The sequence below is a fragment of the Microseira sp. BLCC-F43 genome, assembly GCF_041929235.1.
GTDB lineage: Bacteria > Cyanobacteriota > Cyanobacteriia > Cyanobacteriales > Aerosakkonemataceae > Microseira.
Window position 1 is genome coordinate 57,013 of record NZ_JBHFNP010000352.1, and the last position, 17,557, is coordinate 74,569.

Here is a 17,557-nt window from a genome sequence, read left to right on the forward strand (position 1 = left end):
GGAAAACCCTATGTCAAATAATTGATGTTGTAGTTCACGCTGTCAGGGGCAGCGAATTCTGTCAGATGCATAATTTCTTCAAACTGAAAATTATAGTTTAGTTCGCCTAAAGCTTTTGCCAGATCTGTATCGGTTTGCGGTATTTGCTCGAGCAGTTCTAAAATTAAATCGTCCCGGCACATACTAGCAGCTAAGTACAGTTGGGCAATCCATTCCTTGGGCATTACCTTTAAGCTATTAGGTGTGAGCGAGTCCAATTTAGCTGGTTCTGTTGGCGGTTTGCTCGCGATCGACTGCGCGGTAATCTCTTGATAAAGGTAGCGAACTCCCAGGTGTTCGGCTAATTTGGCAAAGATGATTTCGTCTTGAAATGGTTTCCGCACAAAATCATCGCAACCGATGGATAAAATTTCCGATCGGTCTTCTTCAAAAGCGCTGCTGGTGACGGCAATAATCACCGTAGCTTGTCCTTTAGCGGTGGCTTTGATGCGCTTAGTTGCTTCGTAACCATTCATCACGGGCATTCGCATATCCATTAATATTAAATCGGGATTCCAACTTTCCCACAGCGCGATCGCTTCCCATCCATTTTTCGCTTCTTTCACCTCAAATCCAAGCGATGACAGCAGTTTAAGCAAAAGTAGGCTGTTTTCCCAATTGTCTTCTACAATTAGCAAGCGATACACAGGTTGATCGGGTGCTAACCCGATAATGCGCCACCTCGACGACTGCTCTGGCAAGTCAGACGCCTCAGCTAAACTCGCTTGAATGTTAAATCTAAATGTACTCCCTTTGCCAACTACGCTATCAACGGTAATATCTCCCCCCATCAAGTTGACAAATTTACGGCTAATTGCTAAACCTAAACCTGCTCCCGCCTGAGATTTTTGACTGTTTTTTGCTTGCATAAAAGCTTCAAATAACAGTTCCATTTCCTCTGCATTAATCCCGGGACCTGTATCTTCGACCTCGAACAGCAGATTTATGGTATTTTGAAGATTAGATTGTTCTTTTTTTTCTACTTTGACTCTCAGGATTATGCTCCCTTGCTGGGTAAACTTGAGTGCGTTACCCAACAGGTTAAGCAGCACTTGCCGCAGTTTATTTTCATCTCCAGTTATATACTGCGGCACTTGTTGCGCTCGCTCAAAAATCAGTAGCAGTTGATTTTCCTCAGCTTTAAGACAAAGCATCAATTCCAAATCGTTCAACAAGCGATACAGATCAAAGCTCTTTTCCTCCAACTTGATCCGACCTGCTTCAATTCTGGACATATCCAGCACGTCATTGATCAGTTTGAGCAAGTGGTTTCCGCTGCGCTGGATAATATCCAAGTATTGCCGATTTTCTGAGCTAATCGAACTATCGCCGCTCATCACTTGGGTGAAGCCCAAAATTGCGTTGAGCGGCGTTCGCAGTTCGTGGCTCATATTTGCCAAAAAAGTGCTTTTGGCAAGGTTAGCCGCCTCGGCAGCTTCTTTGGCTTGCTGAAGGTGTTGATTCGCTTCCATCAGTTCGCCAGTCCGGAAGTCAACTCTTTGTTCTAAGGATGCATTGAGTAGTTCTAGGTCTTGATTAACTCTGCGCAACGCTTCATTTTGTTCGTTCAGTTGTTTATCTTGAAAATAGCTGCGAATCGCCTCTCGGACTGTCAAACCCAAATCTTCTTCATCCCAAGGTTTGCTGATGTATCGATACAGGTTGGCACGGTTGACTGCATTGATGACAGCATTCATGCTCGCGTCTCCGGTTAAGAGTATTTTTCGCGTTGTAGGATAGCGGGCGTGGAGCGCGATCAACAGTTCATCTCCTCGCATTTTCGGCATAATTTGATCGCAGATAACTAGGGGAATTTCCATGCCTTCTCGTTCTAGATCGGCAAAAATTTCCAGGGCTTCTTTTCCACTTTCAGCCAATTGAATCGCGTACTCATCACCCACGAGGCGGATTAGCTGATCGCGAAGTCCGATCAGCACCATTTTTTGATCGTCTACACAGACAATGGCGCCTTTAAACATTAATTTTCTCCAAGCCCGACTCGATCGCTGCGACTAGGATTGCCTCGCTCCAGGGTTTGGGGATGTAAGCATGTAGAGCGGCATGCTGACGTGCGCGTTCAATCGCTGCTTCATCTGCCTGCCCGGTTAGCATGATCTTGACGATTTCAGGGAAGCGTTGGTGAACTTGGATTAAAAACTCATCACCTCGGATACCGGGCATCAGCCAATCGCAGACGATAATCAGAATTTTGACTTCATCCAAGTCTAACTCTTCTATCACTTCCCAGGCTTCTTCCACGCTCTCTGCAAACTCGGAGCGATAGCGCGAGCCAAAGTGTTTGGTTATTTGGTCGCGCAAGCTCACCAAGACGATGCGTTCGTCATCCACACATAAAATTGCCTTGTTCGACATGTTCTCCCCAATCACAACTTTTGCGACTCGGTAAACCTATCCTAAGGTAGGATGCCCAATTTTGATCTCTAAATTTCCACATACTTTAGCTTTTTATGATAAATTGTAGCGCCAACTCATCCCCTACAAGTTTCTTCACAAGTTAGGAGTGTCAGTTAGAGATGCTCTTGCGATCGCTGCTGTATGTCTACTCAACTTTATAATTTAGGACTTACGCTCATATTCGCGGTTTCTCCGAAAAATCGTTGGTTTGGTCACCAGAGATCGAGGTCGAAACCGGGTTTCTGACCCGGCTTCTTAGAGAAGTCGGTTATCTGGCTATATCGCGCATTTTACCTTTAACTACACCCACCTACTTAGTTGTTTTACAAACAACCACGCAATGCTGCCAATTCTTCCCGTAAAGACAAAGGTTGATATCCTAATGCAAAAGCCTTCTCGCTATTTAAAGATACATCGGTTGGTCTGGGTGCGGGCATTGGTACATCTTCTTGCAAGCAAGCTTTTAACTTATCTTGAGGCAGTTCAAACACTTCTGCCATTAACCGACCAAATTCATAGCGCGACACGCGATCTTTTCCACCTAAATGCAGAATCCCTTCCACTTTTTCCAACGCTAATAACAGTCCGCTTGCTGCTGTTTTTCCACTAGCTGGCGTTCTAAACTGATCGGTAAATAAACTTAATTCTTTCCCCGCTCTCAGAATTTGAATAAATGGTTGAATAAAGCTAGTAGCACCCGCAGGCGCGATGCCAAACATTAAAGGCATTCGGCAAGCAGCCGTTTTAGGATAGCGTTCTAACATACCTTGTTCGGCTTTAACTTTTTGTTCGCCATAATGACTAATAGGACATACGCTATCTGTTTCTCTATAAGGAGCGTTAAAACCATTGAAAACTTGATCGGTAGATGTGAAAACGCAGGGGATAGAATAATCGGCACAGAGTCCGGCAATATTCCAAGCAGCGGTAACATTAAGTGAGTAGCATTCATCAGGATGGAGTTGACAATAATTGGGACTCGATTGTGCGGCGGTATGAATTACTCCTGCTGGTTTAATTTCTTGAAACAGGTGCTTAATTTGCTCAAAGTCTCTCACGTCTGCTTTAATCGTAGTTACCCCTGGAATTTCGACATTTTTGGAAAAATAGGTTCCATAAACGTCCCATTGCTGTTTGGCGAGTTGGCAAAGGTTCCATCCCAGAAAACCGCTTGCACCAGTGACTAATAGTTTTTGCATATGCCAACACCAAATATACCAAAATAATTGTAGTATGGATTTAGCAAGATCTCGAATCAAGCCAGAAACCCGGTTTTTCCAAAAAACCGGGTTTGTTGAAAATACCAATTTTTAATATTAATCAATGAACCCGATTCATCAAATAATTCGAAAATTCGCGATTTCCCTTGGCGTCGCCTGCCTGATTTTTAGCTTAGTCGGATGCGATCGCTTGTTTGGACCACCCACCTACTCAGTCAAGCGAGTCAGCGACGGAGATACTATCGTTGTCGTTGATGGCGATAAGAATACCACCGTGCGCTTTGCCTGCGTGGATGCGCCGGAGATTCCCCATACCCAAAAAGAAAAACAAAGCCAAAAAATAATAGATAAAAATCAATTCAACTGGGGAATCAAAGCTCAAAGTCGAGTGCAGCAGTTGGTGAAAAAAGGAGGCGATCGCGTAGTTTTAACAGTAACCGATACCGATCAATACGGACGCAAAGTTAGCGAAGTTCGCTTACGCAACGGCACTTTGATTCAACAAGTTTTGATTCAAGAAGGGTTAGCCTTAGTTTATCGTCCTTATTTAAAAAAGTGTCCCAGCGCCGCTATAATCGAGCAAGCAGAAGCAGATGCCAAGAAAAATTTGCGCGGCGTTTGGGGAGATCCGAAGTTTACACCGCCTTGGGAATATCGGCGTAAATCAAAGTGATTCTATTTGAGCGATCGCATCTTTTGGTTCCACCTCCCCATCGATCGCAGACATAATTCCCGGCAAGTATTCATCCATCATCATCACGTTGGTATAAACCAACTGTTTTATCTGCGGAAAAGTCAGCGTCGAACCTTCTACATCAATACTGGTTTTGTAGCGAATTTCACCCGTTGAAAAGTCGAGTTCAAAATTGCCAATAATCGTGCCAGAATTAGCTCTAGTGATGAATTCTGCTATTGCTAAGCGCTTATTTTCTGGTACGGTAACGGGGCAAATCGAGTAAAATACAAATTGTGCTTGTTCAGTTCTAGCTTTAGCGTAACAAGTCCACTTACCATTTTTACCTTGAAAAGCCATCCGCAAAACTGGCTCCCCTTTAATTTTAGCAAAAGGCCAGTCATCTTCTGTAAAGAAATTGACAATTGCTGACAAAATATTCTGACTGATGCCAGAAGAACTAGATTCAGCTAATTCTTCAAACGCCTTGCCCATTGACTCTATTGCTTGAGCAATATTTTCTTCATTGATATTTGATAAAGTAGTATCTACCCATTCTTCAAATCCCTTGGTTACTTCAATCAGCGCCTGAGAAACTGCATCGCTACTCATTGCCTGAAGATTAGTTTGGGCCCAATCTTTGAAAAAATTAACGATCGCATCGTTAACTTTGTCGCTATCGATACTGTCGGCGGTCATTGCCTCTGGACTAAGATAATCCCAGAAGGTGCGATAGCCTGTTTCGTGCTGTTTTACCTGCAAGGCTAACCAACTTTCAGTAAATAAAAGTGGATTTTCGGGTTGTTCTTGGTTTAGGCTTTTGAGGTAAGTTGGTACATCAGCAAGGTGGGGGGTGAGGTGTGTTAGTAAATCGGGTTTTAAACTCGCTGTAATTTCGATATTGGATTCGCTAGTGAATTCTCCTGCTGTGAGAGAGCCGCGCAATTCCGGTTTAAGATTAAATAATGCTTCTGTGTCGATGCGTTGGTAAAGTTCGGGAGTTACTTGAAAAGTGAGACGCGACTCGATTAGGGTATCGTCTTGTTTTGTCAGGGTGAGATTTACTGCATGGACAGTAAGCGGAGATTGGGAGGAGTCGCGCAGGGTTAATTCGGTGTCGAGTTGGTGAGTTTCGGTATTTGCATTCATACAGAGTTCTCCCTAGCCCTACAGATCCAGCCTGTTTTGTTACGGTTTAGTCAAATACAGCTACTCGGAGCGATAAGCTAATTGTACCCTTTGCCGCCCTAGCATTTGCAGGTCTTCTTCAGCAAAGTATTTTGATTTTGTAATTCGATCAAGTAGGAATTTAGTCACTTCAAGTTTTTCAATTTCGTAAACTTGGCGCGAACTGTGAACTGCTGGAATTTGGTTGGCTAGCACGGACAATTCAGCGCTAAAAATATCAAATTCTTGAGGTGTGACGTAAAAGATTACTCCGATTTCGGGAACTTCCCACACCTCCCGCGAGATTATTTCTTCTTTCCCTGCTAGTAAGGAATTTGGCGTTACACTATATTTTGAAAGAGCAACAGTAATCAGTTGCGCCTCAATTTATGTACTAATCTCATCAATATTCTCTGGCAATCTGGGAGGCCAGCAATTAGCATTTTTTTTAATTTCAGGGACAAACATCACGCTTATGGTGTGATTTAAGGTGACATCGAAAATTCCTTGATAAAGCGCTGCAACTCCCGGATTTTCTTCCCAGGTTTGACGCCTGACTGAAACTGGAAAATCGTATTGCGGTGATGGCTTCATAGTTTTTTAGCTTTATGATTTCAGTGATTTTATGGATTTTTATCTAACAGCTATTGATTTTATCTGGTTCAAGTGCAGACCAAATTGCTTGTCGATATCCCAGATTTAGGTCGTGCTGAGGATGATAATGCACGGATGACAAAGCATCTGCTATTAGTTTTTCTAACTCAAAGGTAATTTTTACCAAATCTTCTATCTTTGATACAACTTCCAGAGCAGTCATAGGTTTGTTTATTTGTCCAGTTGATGAGTTTCGGTATTAGCGGTCATGTCAAGTTATACCTGTACCGATGGAGTTTTTTTGGGGGAGGGGGGAGGGGGAAGGCGAGGGCGATCGCTAATTGCTGTCGCGAGTTATACTTTTAATACAGTCGATAAAAACTATTCATATGCAAAATAATCGAGACACTGAGCTAACACAAATTCCAGGGATGAAGTATATTCCTGATTATATCACTGAAGATGAACATGACAATTTGCTAGAGATGATTGACCGACAAACATGGTTGGAAGACTTAAAAAGAAGGGTGCAGCATTACGGATATAAATATGATTATAAAAAACGTTCTGTAAACCCATCTATGTATTTGGGAGAACTGCCTGAGTGGCTATTAAGTATAGCCAGGAGACTTTATGATAATAGAATCTTGGGAAAAATCCCCGATCAAGTAATTATAAATGAATATCAACCAGGGCAAGGCATAGCTGACCATGTAGATTGTCCACGTTGTTTTGAAAACACAATAATTTCATTAAGTTTAGGGTCTACTTGTATTATGCAATTTTCCCATGTAACAACTCCAGAAAAAATTCCTATTCTGTTATATCCCAGAAGTTTAATTGTGCTACAAGGGCAAGCAAGATATCAATGGAAGCATGGTATTCCGGCTCGCAAAATAGATAAGTATGGATGTAGGGAATTTGTCAGAACGAGAAGGGTATCTATGACGTTTAGAAATATTTCACAGCCACAAAATACCTCCATACGGCAACTTTTCCAGCCAAAGTAGCAAACCGATAATCTTACCGTAATAAGGGAGTCGGATCTTCCAGCAATCGTCCTTTTTGGTTAGCTAACTTCTCCAGCCATTCCAGGAACGTTCCACAGTACCAGTGGTATGGTTGATTGTTGATACATCGATAGACACCCCAAGGTCGCTGTTGTGTGGCGTCGAAGGCAAAACCAATTCCTATCAGGTTGTCTGCGCTCTTATCCCCTTCTTGCAAAGGAAGCGTCAGGTCGGCAAATGTTAACATACCTGCTTCGTCAATGAGTTCACCTTCACCCTTGACAAGATGCAAGCTAACATCATCATCAAATCCATAAATTCCTAGAGACATAAAGTCCTTATCTCGATAAAGAAGCAACCCAGCGTAGCATTCGAGAAATTCAACGTAGTTTTGGTCTTTCTTCAAAAATGAATACTTGTCAATAAAGTCCGCTATTTCTGAAGCTAATTGAGGGTTTGGGGAGGTGGGGTGCTTTGGACCTCGACCAGTTTCTACGTTCCCCAACTCGTGAATTCTATCAATCGCCTGGTGGATACTATTGTTGTCTTTCATAAGCTATTTCTTGAAAATATAAGTGATACCTGTTGTAGTGTCTGCTGCGGATACATCTGCGTGGCTCTCCCTGTGTTGATAGCCTGGAAATTCTCCAGCGTCAAATCTACGCGGTGTCCCATCCTGAGTCAGACCAGCACTATCAGCCAGCTCAACGGGTTTAAATCTTTTCAGCCAATACTCTTTGGAAGTTAGAAATACTTTGCCACCAGGCTCCAAAGATTGGGCAGCACTGGCGAAAAAATTTTGGAGCATGGCAACATTGCGTGTCACAGCTGTGGGTCTATCTCCCGGCACGAATGGAAAGTTAAACACGATACCAGTGAATAAACCTTGGCTTGAGTCTATTTTAGTGGCATCGACTCCATGTAAAACTGTAACTCCACTGTTTTTCAGGTTACTAATGTTCTGTTCAGCGCCTTTATACAACTGTTTGACTTGAGTTTCGCTGTCATAAGAGGTCGCGACTATGCCACTGCGTTGTGCTGGCTGAACCTGCTTAGCAAGGCTTAATGCAAAACTAAAATCTCCTTCTCCCAAAAGCAAAATCCTTTTTCCTTCGCTGGGGGCGAGATCCTCACCCCTGAGCACGCCCGTTGTCTCTATCTTCTTCGGGTTAACGATACCCTCAATTGCCCAACGTTCCCCATCCGGCACTAGCTCCAGTGATTTTAGCCCATAACGCAGACGGATGGCACTCAGTAATGGTTTGAGAACAAGGGCACCAACGCGCTTGCCCGTGAAACGGTTAACAGCAGACTGTGCAGCAGCCATAGCTCGATCTAGTCGCTCCTGCGGGTTTTGTTCGCCGCCCCCTCTCTGACCTTCACCCTTACCCAACAAACTCTTACCCTTCTCGACGATAAAATTCGCCAACTTATTCAAGGCGTTTTCTATCGGCGTCTGAATCTTCTTAATTACATTCTTAATATGCTCGCTAACCCCTCCCAACCCAATCAATCGCGCCAGGAAACTAATCATCACGGGAAGACTACGCCCCATCGTCTGTTCGACATAATTAGCCGCGCCAGCTACATTCCCCGCCGCGATATTTCCAATCGAATTAAATACCGCTTCTGCTAACGCGGCTATCTGCGAACCCCGCTCGATAAAGAACATGACGGTGTTGTAAATTGCCATCACCGCCTGAATAATTGCCCCTGCTGGATTAAACATGGAAATCAGCTTAGTAATCGCAGCGGTAATTACGCTGTGCATCACCCATTCTTTAATCCCGCCGATTACCATTTCTTGCAGATTTCCGGCAAATTCTGATATTTTCTGCCAAGCCGCAGCTAACCCACCCGTGACAATTGTCCTGAGAAAATCAAATGCTTTCTCCAGCCGCGCTACTTTCTGTTCCCCTATTTTATTGGCTAATTTACCCCGCAATCTTTCATAAGTAGCACCCAAAACTTGCAGGACAATGGAAACAATTCCTTTCAAGTCAAACTGGGCTGGAAGTGTTAAACCAGCACCCGCTAATGCACCAAATAACCAACCTGTCAAGCCATTCTTTAAGTGAGTGGCGACGTTACCGGAAAACTTCTGGAAGCCACCGCGCACCGCCCCGACGAGGTTGCCACAAAAACCAACTGGATCTTTAAGAATGCTGGTAAAAACACCGCCCGCTTTACGCAGAATTCCCATTACCTTCGCGCCTGCGCCGCCTGCCATATTCAGGAAGCCTTCAAAGGCGAATTCCATCACCTTTGTCCCCGCAGAGACGGCAAAGTTTTTGATGCGCCCAATTGGTTCTAGGAAGACGTTTTTAACCTTCTCAAATGCCCCGACAGGATTGAGTGCATCGCGCACTCCCAATGAGTTTAAAGCTTTACCGAACAGTCTTTTAATTGCATCCCAAGTCAGGTTAAGTTTAGCGATTTCTCCATTAAACCAATCAAAACCTTTCTGTAACGATCCCGATTGTTGTAAATTGTTAAAAATATTGTCGCCGTTTGGCACTAAACTAAGCAGACCGCGAACTAGGTTGGTAGCATTGCGCTGGACTGGGGCGTCGCTAATCGGGTCTTTTCCTAATATTAATGTGAGTAAAGGATAGCCTGGAAGTCGGCTGGCAAATCCAGCTATTGCTCCTTTTATTTTATCAATCGGGTTGCCAATTCCCAGAAAGTCTCCCTGGATGCGAGGACTTACGGAACTTACCGCCAATGACTGACGCTGGATGGTATTTTTATTGTTAAAGTGAGAAGAATTAGTGAATTGCTTGGCTTGAATTGGTTCATCAAGTGTTTCTTCTTGTTCCTCATCAAGTGGTTTTTGGCGTAGTTCCTTATTCTGGCTCAGGTTGGGATTATAACTGGGGATTTCTTTTGCAGCGATGGTGTCACCTGGCGTTTCCGATCGGAAGAAGCTGCTTTCAAAGTTAAGGGGGGTTGCTTGTTTTGAATCATCGACCGCCCGGAAATCAATTTCCGGGCTAATAGCTAAAGTCCGTTGAAGCGGACTAGCAATATTATTAATAGTCGGTTTTAACCGACTTGAGCTTAAGCTGTGGGATTTTAATCCCTGGCGGTCTTCTTGAACAGAAAAAATTTCCTTCGCCTGAAGTGTTTCTTGTTCTTCCTCTTGCTGAGGTTTAAGCCGCACTTGTTTATTCATCCGCACCGCCGCACCCTGCTGGATGGTGTGCGTCAATTCATGCGCTGTCAATTCATTCTTACCCGGAGATTTCCCAGCACCGTAGTAAATATCGCTACCATGAGCAAATGCCTGCGCCCCCAACTCCTTATTCATCTGCACGGCATTCGAGTCGTTATGCACTTTGATGGAGCTAAAATCTGCGCCGAAGCGCGGCTCCATGAAACTACGTACATCATCGGGTAAAGGACTACCTCCACCCTTTGAACTGTTGAGACGGCTTTCGATACTGGAAGAAGCTTGGGTACTGCGATCGCCTGAGCGTTGAACCAGCGGGGTGATGGTATTTCCCAGAGGTTGGGTTTGAAGCTGTTCTTGCTCTGCCTCAGTTTGACGTTGAATTGGTTGTTGTAAGGCTGAGTCTGGCATGGTCATGACTTTCGCCGCCATGTTGTCAGCTTCTTGTTCGTATTTGTCTCCGGGTGCGCCAACGGTTAGTTTGGTTTGAACTGATTCGTTATTTTGCTGTTGTTTTTCTTGTTGTTCGCATTCACTGCATTTAGCCTGAATTGCCCCATCTGACTGCATTTGGAGAGATTCATTTCTGTCTTCTTCTTGCTTGCTCTCTGAGGTTTGTTGACGTTGAATTCCTCCTCGGTAAGTGCTGGAAACTCCCGCTCTAGATGGCGCTTCTATAGCAATATTTCGCCAATTAAAACCAGCACGGGCGATTTTTTGCTGTTGTGCTGGCCCTGCTGTCGATCTGGTTGAATTGCAAGCTTCCTCTGTGCTTTTTTCTTCTGATTCTGCTGAAACCTGACGTTGAATTGTTGGCGCTTCCGCAAGTTGTTCTTCCTCTTCTTTGCGTTGAATTCCTCCTGGATAGGTGCTTGATTCTACCGCTCTAGGAGGCGCTTCGATGGATATATTTCGCCAATTCAAGCCAGCACGGGCGATTTTCGGCTGTTGCGATCCCCCTTCTGTTGATATTGTGGCATCTTTTGCCACGGCTTCATATCGCTCATCAGTGAAACGGCGTTGCTTAAATAGGGGCGAACTTGATTGAGTAGCTTGGGAGGGGGTAGCTGAGTTTTTGGTTTGGGCGTAGGATCTTTCACTCATTGTCTAATTCCTCCAGACATTGCTTTAATTGCACAGGCTGCGTAGCTTTTATCCCTACCCTGATGTCACTCGCCCTACTGACCGCAATTGCCTGCTTTTGTTTAACCGGCATTATAGCAGTACAATTCCCACAAATGCTTGGTTTCTATGTAAATTTTAACTACAAATTTTTTGGGGATACAAGACTACCCGCGATCGCGATAATTTTGGTCTAACTTGAAACTTGCACTCCCAGCGCACATTTGCCTAATTTCTAACTGCCGAACAGGTATGAGCGGCAGTATAGATTCGTTTAAAACTCATTCAGCATCTTCTAATTTGCGATTGGAACGGGTGAACACCGGGAGAGCGATCGCTCCCAGCATCACCCCAATACCCGCACTAAACGCCAGCACTACCCCTACTGGCATTTGAATCGACTCAAACCCTAGCAACTTCAGGGATACCGGCGTGGCGTTTTGCACGGAGAAGAGGGCGATCGCGATCGCCCAAACAGCTAAAATTAGACAAGCAATTAAATTGGCGATACTTTTCATAACTGGTCACACAATAACTCCGAAAATTCAGCAGATCTCTAAGATGACACGAAAAATCTTTGCCTGCTTTGAGCGGTCAGGAATTTTCGTTTACCAAGCTTTCAAGCACTCGATTGCTGATGAAGCAGGGGGGGTAGATTTGGCAAAGGTTTTAACTTGGAACCCATGACTTAGATTAAACCTTCTTTTGGCTGGATGCTTTATCGTTCTGATTATGCCACCCAGCACAGACAAGAACGCATCCTCAAAATTAAACTTTCTCAAACCATACCAACTTCTTTTGCACGAGATTTATTTACAACCGAACAAGATTGGCAACGCGCTTTAAACCAGGGTGAAGTACGCTATCAATGGCACCCGGAGCGGGATTTATGGCTGAGAAAACTTGAGCGTCGCCCTATCCAATTAGGCATTCGCGGCACTGTGGTTCAGCAATATGCGAACAATTGGATTCTCAGTATTGAGGATGTTACCGAATTAGCTGATACAATCCAAGCCTTGCTTGAACAAGGGGAACAAAAAATTTTGTTAGCTCCTGAAGAAAGGGTGTATGAAGTTAGCCCAGAAATTGAAATAATTTTAGCGATGCAATCCGATTTTACCTGGAAGCGCGATCGCCTACCATCTCCGCAGCACAATCGCCTGCCTTTCCTAGCACACCTTGGCAAAATTAAATTTATCTGCTATAATATATTGTCCAAAATTACCAGAGGGGGGGATTAGGGGCGAAAAAGATTGATTTGCCTATTGGGCAAATAAATTTTATCAAGGCTTTGTTAAGTTTTTCTTAAGTAACTGAAGCGCAAATCTGCCCTGAGACGTAAGTATATGAGAAAAATACCAAATTTATATTATAGTTATTAACGATCGTAAACAAAAAGTTTTACATTTCCGCAAAAATACGGCATAATTAAAAATTAAATTATATAAAGCTTGTGTAAAGTAGAAAGTCCGCTTGACAGTTTTGTACTAGGTGCGCCCAAAGTCTTTGGCTGAACACAAAGCTGTTTCCTGTCGTCTTTAAGCTCATAAGCGTCAGCATACCTGACCAAAATGGCTTGATTTGCTCGTTTTAAACCACTTTTGACAATTTGGATTGCCAGATGACTCACTCTTTAGCATCAGCAGCGGCTAGCATTCAATCCCAACCAGCAGCAGGTAACCTGCATTCGCTGGCAGTGTTGTGGGCGCGGAAATACTATCTTTCCGTGACTTCGCAGAATGACGAGAAACAGCAAAACGCCGAAAACCTGACGGAAATTAGCTCGAAGCAAGGTCGAAGCAGGACGTCAAACAAACTGATGCAGAATTTGACTTTGGCGAGTGCCAAAGGTTGGGCGCTAACGGAAACCTTGCTATCTAAAGAGATACGACGACACGGCATCAACCCAGAATTAATTAATCCATTAGAGATTGCGGCAGATATAAGGAATTTATATGAAAAAGCGCTAGATGCCTATGCAGAGGGAGTGGCGCCACAACGCTTGTCGGTGATGGTGGGTAGATACTGCGGTCGAGTTCGCAAGAAATATACCAGCAACGATCCGCGAGCGATCGGTTTTGTCAGTATGCAGTTTCACCACACGGGGCAAAAGTTGCTCGAATGGCTATCGGGAAGCGAGAAAGAACTATTTGCACCGTACTTAAAGGTGATGGACGACCACATGTACATGCCCCTGTCTGCTGCTTACGAAGCAGCGGCTAAGCATGAGTTGGATTCTCCTCAATTGCAGGCGGTGCAGTACCTGCTACCGATGAGTACGAAAATTGCCCATTCCGTATGCGATCGCGTAGCTCGGCAGCATCCGGGCTATCATACCTACACCGGCGCGCTGAATTCAGAAATGGTGAGAATCTCCAGCATCCGCGATGTGGAAATGTTTCAAGTTTACCTGTGCCTGTGCGTTCTGGAATCGAACATCCGCACGGTGCAAGAAGAACTGTTTCCCCTCTGCGTGATGTTATATCCCCGCTTGAAAGTGAGCTGGACGCTAGTACAGGAAATGCTGTTATTCATGAGCTGGGAAATGCAGGAACGCTTACCCTTAAAATCTGTACCCGTGTTTCTACCTTATCTACGTACATTTTCGGAGATGTTTTCTAAAGCCGTTTTCCAAAACGAATAACGGTCATGGGTGATGGGTAATTGGTAATTGGCGCTTCTTGGTTCGAGCCAAAAGAATCAACTGTATATCTTTTGATATATTGTTGATTTAGAACAGCGAGAGGGAACGGCAAAAGATCGGCTCTCCTTCTCCATCTTGTGTATACCTTGGTGCCCATAGTCACAAGTACAGGAGTTTAGGCGCGCTCGCGAGCCTAAACTCGTTTTGTTCGGCATTATTTTAAATAATTGTTAACAATATTATAAAATTATAAAGATTAAATTGTATCTTTCAGTAAAAACACAGCAGACTTTACCTTCAACAGTGAATTAAACTAAAAATTACACTTACATGATTGAACGGTTTTGTCTTAAAAGCGAGAGCGCCCTTGTCTAGCCTTGGGGGCGATCCTTTTATTACTTTATCAGCTTATGCATCATTACTTTTAACCAGTTGGACAAAGCCATGAACCAATCCCTGGAATTTACAGCCGCTACAGTTAAGTCCCAACAGCCGGAAAATCTTCAATCTCTGGCAGTTCTTTGGGCGCGGAAATACTACCTTTCCGTGGCTGCCAATCAAGCTCCGGGTCAACCGCAACCCAAGCAAAATTTAACGGAAACAACATCTATCGAAAGTAGGAAAACAACAGCGAACAAGCTAATAAAGAATCTAAACTTAGCCAGTGCCAAAGCTTGGTCGCTAACGGAAACGTTGTTAGCCCAGGAGATGGAAAGGCAGAATATTAACCCAGAATTAATCAATCCGTTAGAGATTGCTGCAGATACGCGCGAACTATTCCACAAAGCTTTAGATGCCTATGCATCAGGGATACCGCCACAACGCTTGTCGGTGATGGTAGGCAGAAACTGCGGTCGAGTTCGCAAGAAATATACTAGCGTCGATCCGCGTGCCATCGGCTTTGTCAGTATGCAGTTTCACTATACAGGACAAAATTTACTCGAGTGGTTATCCCTAGACGAGCAAAAAGTATTTGCGGCGTATTTAAAGGTGATGGACGACCACATGTACATGCCGCTACAGACCGCCTATAAAGCGGCAGCCCAGCATGAGGAAAATTCTCCCATGTTATTGGCAGTGCAGCACCTGCTACCGATCAGCACTAAAATTGCTTGTAAAGTTTGCCAAAGTGTCAGTCGCCAGCATCCGGGCTATCAAAGCTACAGCGGCGCTTTGACTGCGGAAACGGTGAGAATCTCTAGTATCCGCGATGTAGAAATGTTTCAAGTTTACCTGTGTCTGTGCGTTTTAGACCGCAGTATCTACTCAGTACAACAGCAATTGTTTCCCCTCTGCGTCATGTTATATCCCTGCTTGAAAGTGAGCTGGACGCTGGTGCAGGAAATGCTATTGTTCATGAGCTGGGAAATTCAGGAGCGCTTGCCGTTACAAGATGTGCCGATATTTCTCCCTTATCTGCGTACTTTTTCAGAAATGTTTTCTAAGGAAGTGTTTCAAAACGAATAATGGTAATGGGTAATGGGTAATGGGGAAGAATAAACTTTCTCGATGACCAATTAGCAATTAGCAATTAGCAATTAGCAATTAGCAATTAGCAATTAGCAATTAGCCATCACCAATTTCCAAAGCTAATTGATAAATGTGGCGGCGGGATAAAGATGTTAATGCGGCTAATTGGCGGCTAGCTTCACTGCGGGATAGTCCTTGACTGAGTAAATGCTGTAATTCGTGTTTGATGGCGGCATCATTCATCTGGGGTGTTTCTAACTGAGTACCGGCAAGAACGAGGGTAAATTCACCTTGAGGTTCGCGGGTGCTATAGTAAGCGATTGCATCCTTAATACTCCCCCGCCAAAACTCCTCGTGTAACTTTGTTAACTCCCGTGCCAGAACAATTTGACGGTTTTCTCCTAAAACAGTTGCCAAATCTGGCAAAGTTTGCCTGATGCGGTGTGGCGATTCATATAAAATAATACTTCTAGATTCGATTTTGAGAGCTTCTAAGCGCTGTTTTCGCGGTTGACCTTTTGCTGGCAGAAAGCCTTCAAACACAAAACGATCCGTGGGTAACCCCGCTGCACTCAACGCGGTAATTGCCGCCGTGACGCCGGGAATGGGAACTAAGTCAATGTTAGCTTCTATACAAGCTTTGACCAGTTCGTAACCGGGGTCGGAAATACCTGGCATTCCGGCGTCGGTGACGAGTGCTATAGTTTTGCCCTGACTCAACAGTTCGATTAACTCAGGAATTCGCGCTTTTTGGTTATGTTCGTGGTAACTTATTTGAGGGGTTGTGATCTGAAAATGGTGCAACAGCTTCCCAGTGTGGCGCGTATCTTCTGCGGCGATTAGATCGACCGCTTGTAAAATTCGCACCGCGCGGAAAGTCATATCTTCCAGGTTACCGATCGGCGTCCCGACTAAATATAAAATACCTGGTGTTTGCTCCGGCATAAAATTGCATATCAAGTCTCTTAAATTATATGTTATAAGCTGTAATAATTTAGACGCAAAATAGGCTTATGGGTAAAAAAGGATTGTTTGTAGGAATGCTGACCTTAGATTTAATTTATTTAACAGCCAGCTTTCCCAGTCCCAACCAGAAAATTGCAGCGGCTGATTATACAGTATCAGCGGGAGGACCTGCCACAAATGCGGCGGTAACTTTTAGTTACTTAGGAAATGAAGCAATAGTACTGACTGTAGCAGGTAACCATCCAATTAATGGGTTAATTCGCAGGGATTTAGACAATTATAAAGTAGCGATCGCCGACCTAGATCCCTCGCGCACAGAACCGCCACCAGTCTCATCAATTATTGTCACCCAAACAACAGGCGATCGCGCAGTAGTTTCCCTCAACGCCAGCAAAGCGCAAGCAAGAAGCGATCGCATTCCCGCCGATATTTTACAGGGAGTTGATATAGTACTGATTGACGGACATCAAATCGAAGTCGGGTATGCGATCGCGCAACAAGCCAAAATAAACAACATCCCGATTGTTATCGATGGCGGCAGTTGGAAACCCGGCTTAGAAAACATCTTACCAATCGTAGATTATGCCATTTGTTCCGACAACTTTTATCCTCCCAACTGCCATAACTCAGAACAAGTCTTTTCCTACTTATCAAACGTGGAAATTCCCCACATCGCCATCACCAGAGGAGAAAAACCAATTCTATATCGTTCCCCCACTGAAAAGGGTGAAATAGAAATCCCTCAAATAAACCCCGTCGATACCCTGGGTGCAGGAGACATCTTCCACGGCGCATTCTGCCATTACATCTTACAAACCACCTTTCGAGAAACCCTAACAGCAGCAGCAAAAATAGCCTCCCATTCCTGCCAATACTTCGGCACTCGCCGATGGATGGAACGAGAATTGACTTAAACCTCTCCTTGTCTCTTGGCGTTCTTGGCGTCTTGGCGGTTGAAATTGACTTAAACCTCTGGTTCTCTGTTGGCGTTCTTGGCGTCTTGGCGGTTGAAATTGACTTAAACCTCTGGTTCTCTGTTGGCGTTCTTGGCGTCTTGGCGGTTGA

The 17,557-nt window shown here is 44.3% G+C and carries 18 protein-coding genes; 7 read left to right on the forward strand and 11 right to left on the reverse strand.

The window, feature by feature from the left end; all coding sequences use genetic code 11:
• Positions 1–8: 8 nt before the first annotated feature.
• From ACE1CM_RS46860 to ACE1CM_RS46870, 3 genes are all read right to left on the reverse strand, one after another.
• Entirely contained in the window at positions 9–2,018 is a 2,010-nt protein-coding gene (locus tag ACE1CM_RS46860; protein WP_374886492.1) for a response regulator, read from the reverse strand.
• Positions 2,011–2,412: a response regulator gene (locus ACE1CM_RS46865; RefSeq protein ID WP_374886493.1), complete on the reverse strand. Its 402-nt coding sequence runs from the start codon at positions 2,410–2,412 to the stop codon at positions 2,011–2,013. Before ACE1CM_RS46865 ends, ACE1CM_RS46860 begins: the two co-directional genes overlap by 8 nt.
• 365 nt (positions 2,413–2,777) lie before the next feature.
• Positions 2,778–3,653: an SDR family oxidoreductase gene (locus ACE1CM_RS46870; protein ID WP_374886494.1), complete on the reverse strand. Its 876-nt coding sequence runs from the start codon at positions 3,651–3,653 to the stop codon at positions 2,778–2,780.
• Between the two features lie 124 nt (positions 3,654–3,777).
• Here ACE1CM_RS46870 and ACE1CM_RS46875 point away from each other — a divergent pair, with 124 nt between their 5' ends.
• Positions 3,778–4,347 (forward strand): thermonuclease family protein, encoded by a 570-nt coding sequence (locus ACE1CM_RS46875; RefSeq protein ID WP_374886495.1) that lies wholly within the window; start codon positions 3,778–3,780, stop codon positions 4,345–4,347.
• Here the strand turns inward: ACE1CM_RS46875 and ACE1CM_RS46880 are convergent.
• From ACE1CM_RS46880 to ACE1CM_RS46895, 4 genes are all read right to left on the reverse strand, one after another.
• Positions 4,339–5,496, reverse strand: a complete 1,158-nt coding sequence (locus tag ACE1CM_RS46880) for a YbjN domain-containing protein (RefSeq protein WP_374886496.1) — start codon at positions 5,494–5,496, stop codon at positions 4,339–4,341. The genes ACE1CM_RS46875 and ACE1CM_RS46880 overlap by 9 nt on opposite strands.
• Positions 5,497–5,556: 60 nt before the next feature.
• Entirely contained in the window at positions 5,557–5,808 is a 252-nt protein-coding gene (locus tag ACE1CM_RS46885; RefSeq protein ID WP_374886497.1) for a hypothetical protein, read from the reverse strand.
• A 93-nt stretch (positions 5,809–5,901) separates the two neighbouring features.
• The gene (locus ACE1CM_RS46890; RefSeq protein ID WP_374886498.1) at positions 5,902–6,108 is read right to left on the reverse strand and encodes a hypothetical protein; all 207 of its coding nucleotides are present in this window, start codon (positions 6,106–6,108) and stop codon (positions 5,902–5,904) included.
• Positions 6,109–6,151: 43 nt separating this feature from the next.
• Positions 6,152–6,331, reverse strand: coding sequence for a hypothetical protein (locus ACE1CM_RS46895; RefSeq protein ID WP_374886499.1), 180 nt, complete (start codon positions 6,329–6,331; stop codon positions 6,152–6,154).
• A 166-nt stretch (positions 6,332–6,497) separates the two neighbouring features.
• Here ACE1CM_RS46895 and ACE1CM_RS46900 point away from each other — a divergent pair, with 166 nt between their 5' ends.
• Positions 6,498–7,118 (forward strand): alpha-ketoglutarate-dependent dioxygenase AlkB, encoded by a 621-nt coding sequence (locus ACE1CM_RS46900; protein ID WP_374886500.1) that lies wholly within the window; start codon positions 6,498–6,500, stop codon positions 7,116–7,118.
• A gap of 13 nt (positions 7,119–7,131) precedes the next feature.
• On the opposite strand, the gene ACE1CM_RS46905 is transcribed toward ACE1CM_RS46900, so the two are convergent.
• The 3 genes from ACE1CM_RS46905 to ACE1CM_RS46915 all read right to left on the reverse strand — a co-directional run bounded on the left by ACE1CM_RS46905 (position 7,132) and on the right by ACE1CM_RS46915 (position 11,930).
• A complete protein-coding gene (locus ACE1CM_RS46905) occupies positions 7,132–7,671 on the reverse strand; it encodes a hypothetical protein (protein ID WP_374886501.1) in 540 nt (179 codons plus the stop codon).
• 3 nt (positions 7,672–7,674) lie between these two features.
• Complete coding sequence (locus tag ACE1CM_RS46910; protein WP_374886502.1) at positions 7,675–11,394, reverse strand: Rossmann-like fold-containing protein; 3,720 nt, start codon at positions 11,392–11,394, stop codon at positions 7,675–7,677.
• A 299-nt stretch (positions 11,395–11,693) separates the two neighbouring features.
• Positions 11,694–11,930 (reverse strand): lipopolysaccharide assembly protein LapA domain-containing protein, encoded by a 237-nt coding sequence (locus ACE1CM_RS46915; protein WP_374886503.1) that lies wholly within the window; start codon positions 11,928–11,930, stop codon positions 11,694–11,696.
• Positions 11,931–11,973: 43 nt separating this feature from the next.
• Between ACE1CM_RS46915 and ACE1CM_RS46920 the strand changes: the two genes are divergently transcribed.
• The 4 genes from ACE1CM_RS46920 to ACE1CM_RS46935 all read left to right on the forward strand — a co-directional run bounded on the left by ACE1CM_RS46920 (position 11,974) and on the right by ACE1CM_RS46935 (position 15,523).
• Complete coding sequence (locus tag ACE1CM_RS46920) at positions 11,974–12,099, forward strand: hypothetical protein (RefSeq protein ID WP_374886504.1); 126 nt, start codon at positions 11,974–11,976, stop codon at positions 12,097–12,099.
• A 5-nt stretch (positions 12,100–12,104) separates the two neighbouring features.
• Positions 12,105–12,653 (forward strand): DUF4291 family protein, encoded by a 549-nt coding sequence (locus ACE1CM_RS46925; RefSeq protein WP_374886512.1) that lies wholly within the window; start codon positions 12,105–12,107, stop codon positions 12,651–12,653.
• 380 nt (positions 12,654–13,033) lie between these two features.
• On the forward strand, positions 13,034–14,056 hold the full coding sequence (locus tag ACE1CM_RS46930; RefSeq protein ID WP_374886505.1) for a hypothetical protein: 1,023 nt from the start codon (positions 13,034–13,036) through the stop codon (positions 14,054–14,056).
• 444 nt (positions 14,057–14,500) lie between these two features.
• Positions 14,501–15,523 carry a hypothetical protein gene (locus ACE1CM_RS46935; RefSeq protein ID WP_374886506.1) on the forward strand — a complete coding sequence of 341 codons (1,023 nt, stop codon included), beginning with the start codon at positions 14,501–14,503 and terminating at the stop codon, positions 15,521–15,523.
• A 99-nt stretch (positions 15,524–15,622) separates the two neighbouring features.
• Here the strand turns inward: ACE1CM_RS46935 and rsmI are convergent, their stop codons facing one another.
• Entirely contained in the window at positions 15,623–16,471 is an 849-nt protein-coding gene (gene rsmI / locus ACE1CM_RS46940; protein WP_374886507.1) for a 16S rRNA (cytidine(1402)-2'-O)-methyltransferase, read from the reverse strand.
• A gap of 68 nt (positions 16,472–16,539) precedes the next feature.
• Here rsmI and ACE1CM_RS46945 point away from each other — a divergent pair, with 68 nt between their 5' ends.
• Positions 16,540–17,406, forward strand: coding sequence for a sugar kinase (locus ACE1CM_RS46945; protein WP_374886508.1), 867 nt, complete (start codon positions 16,540–16,542; stop codon positions 17,404–17,406).
• Positions 17,407–17,557 lie beyond the last annotated feature (151 nt).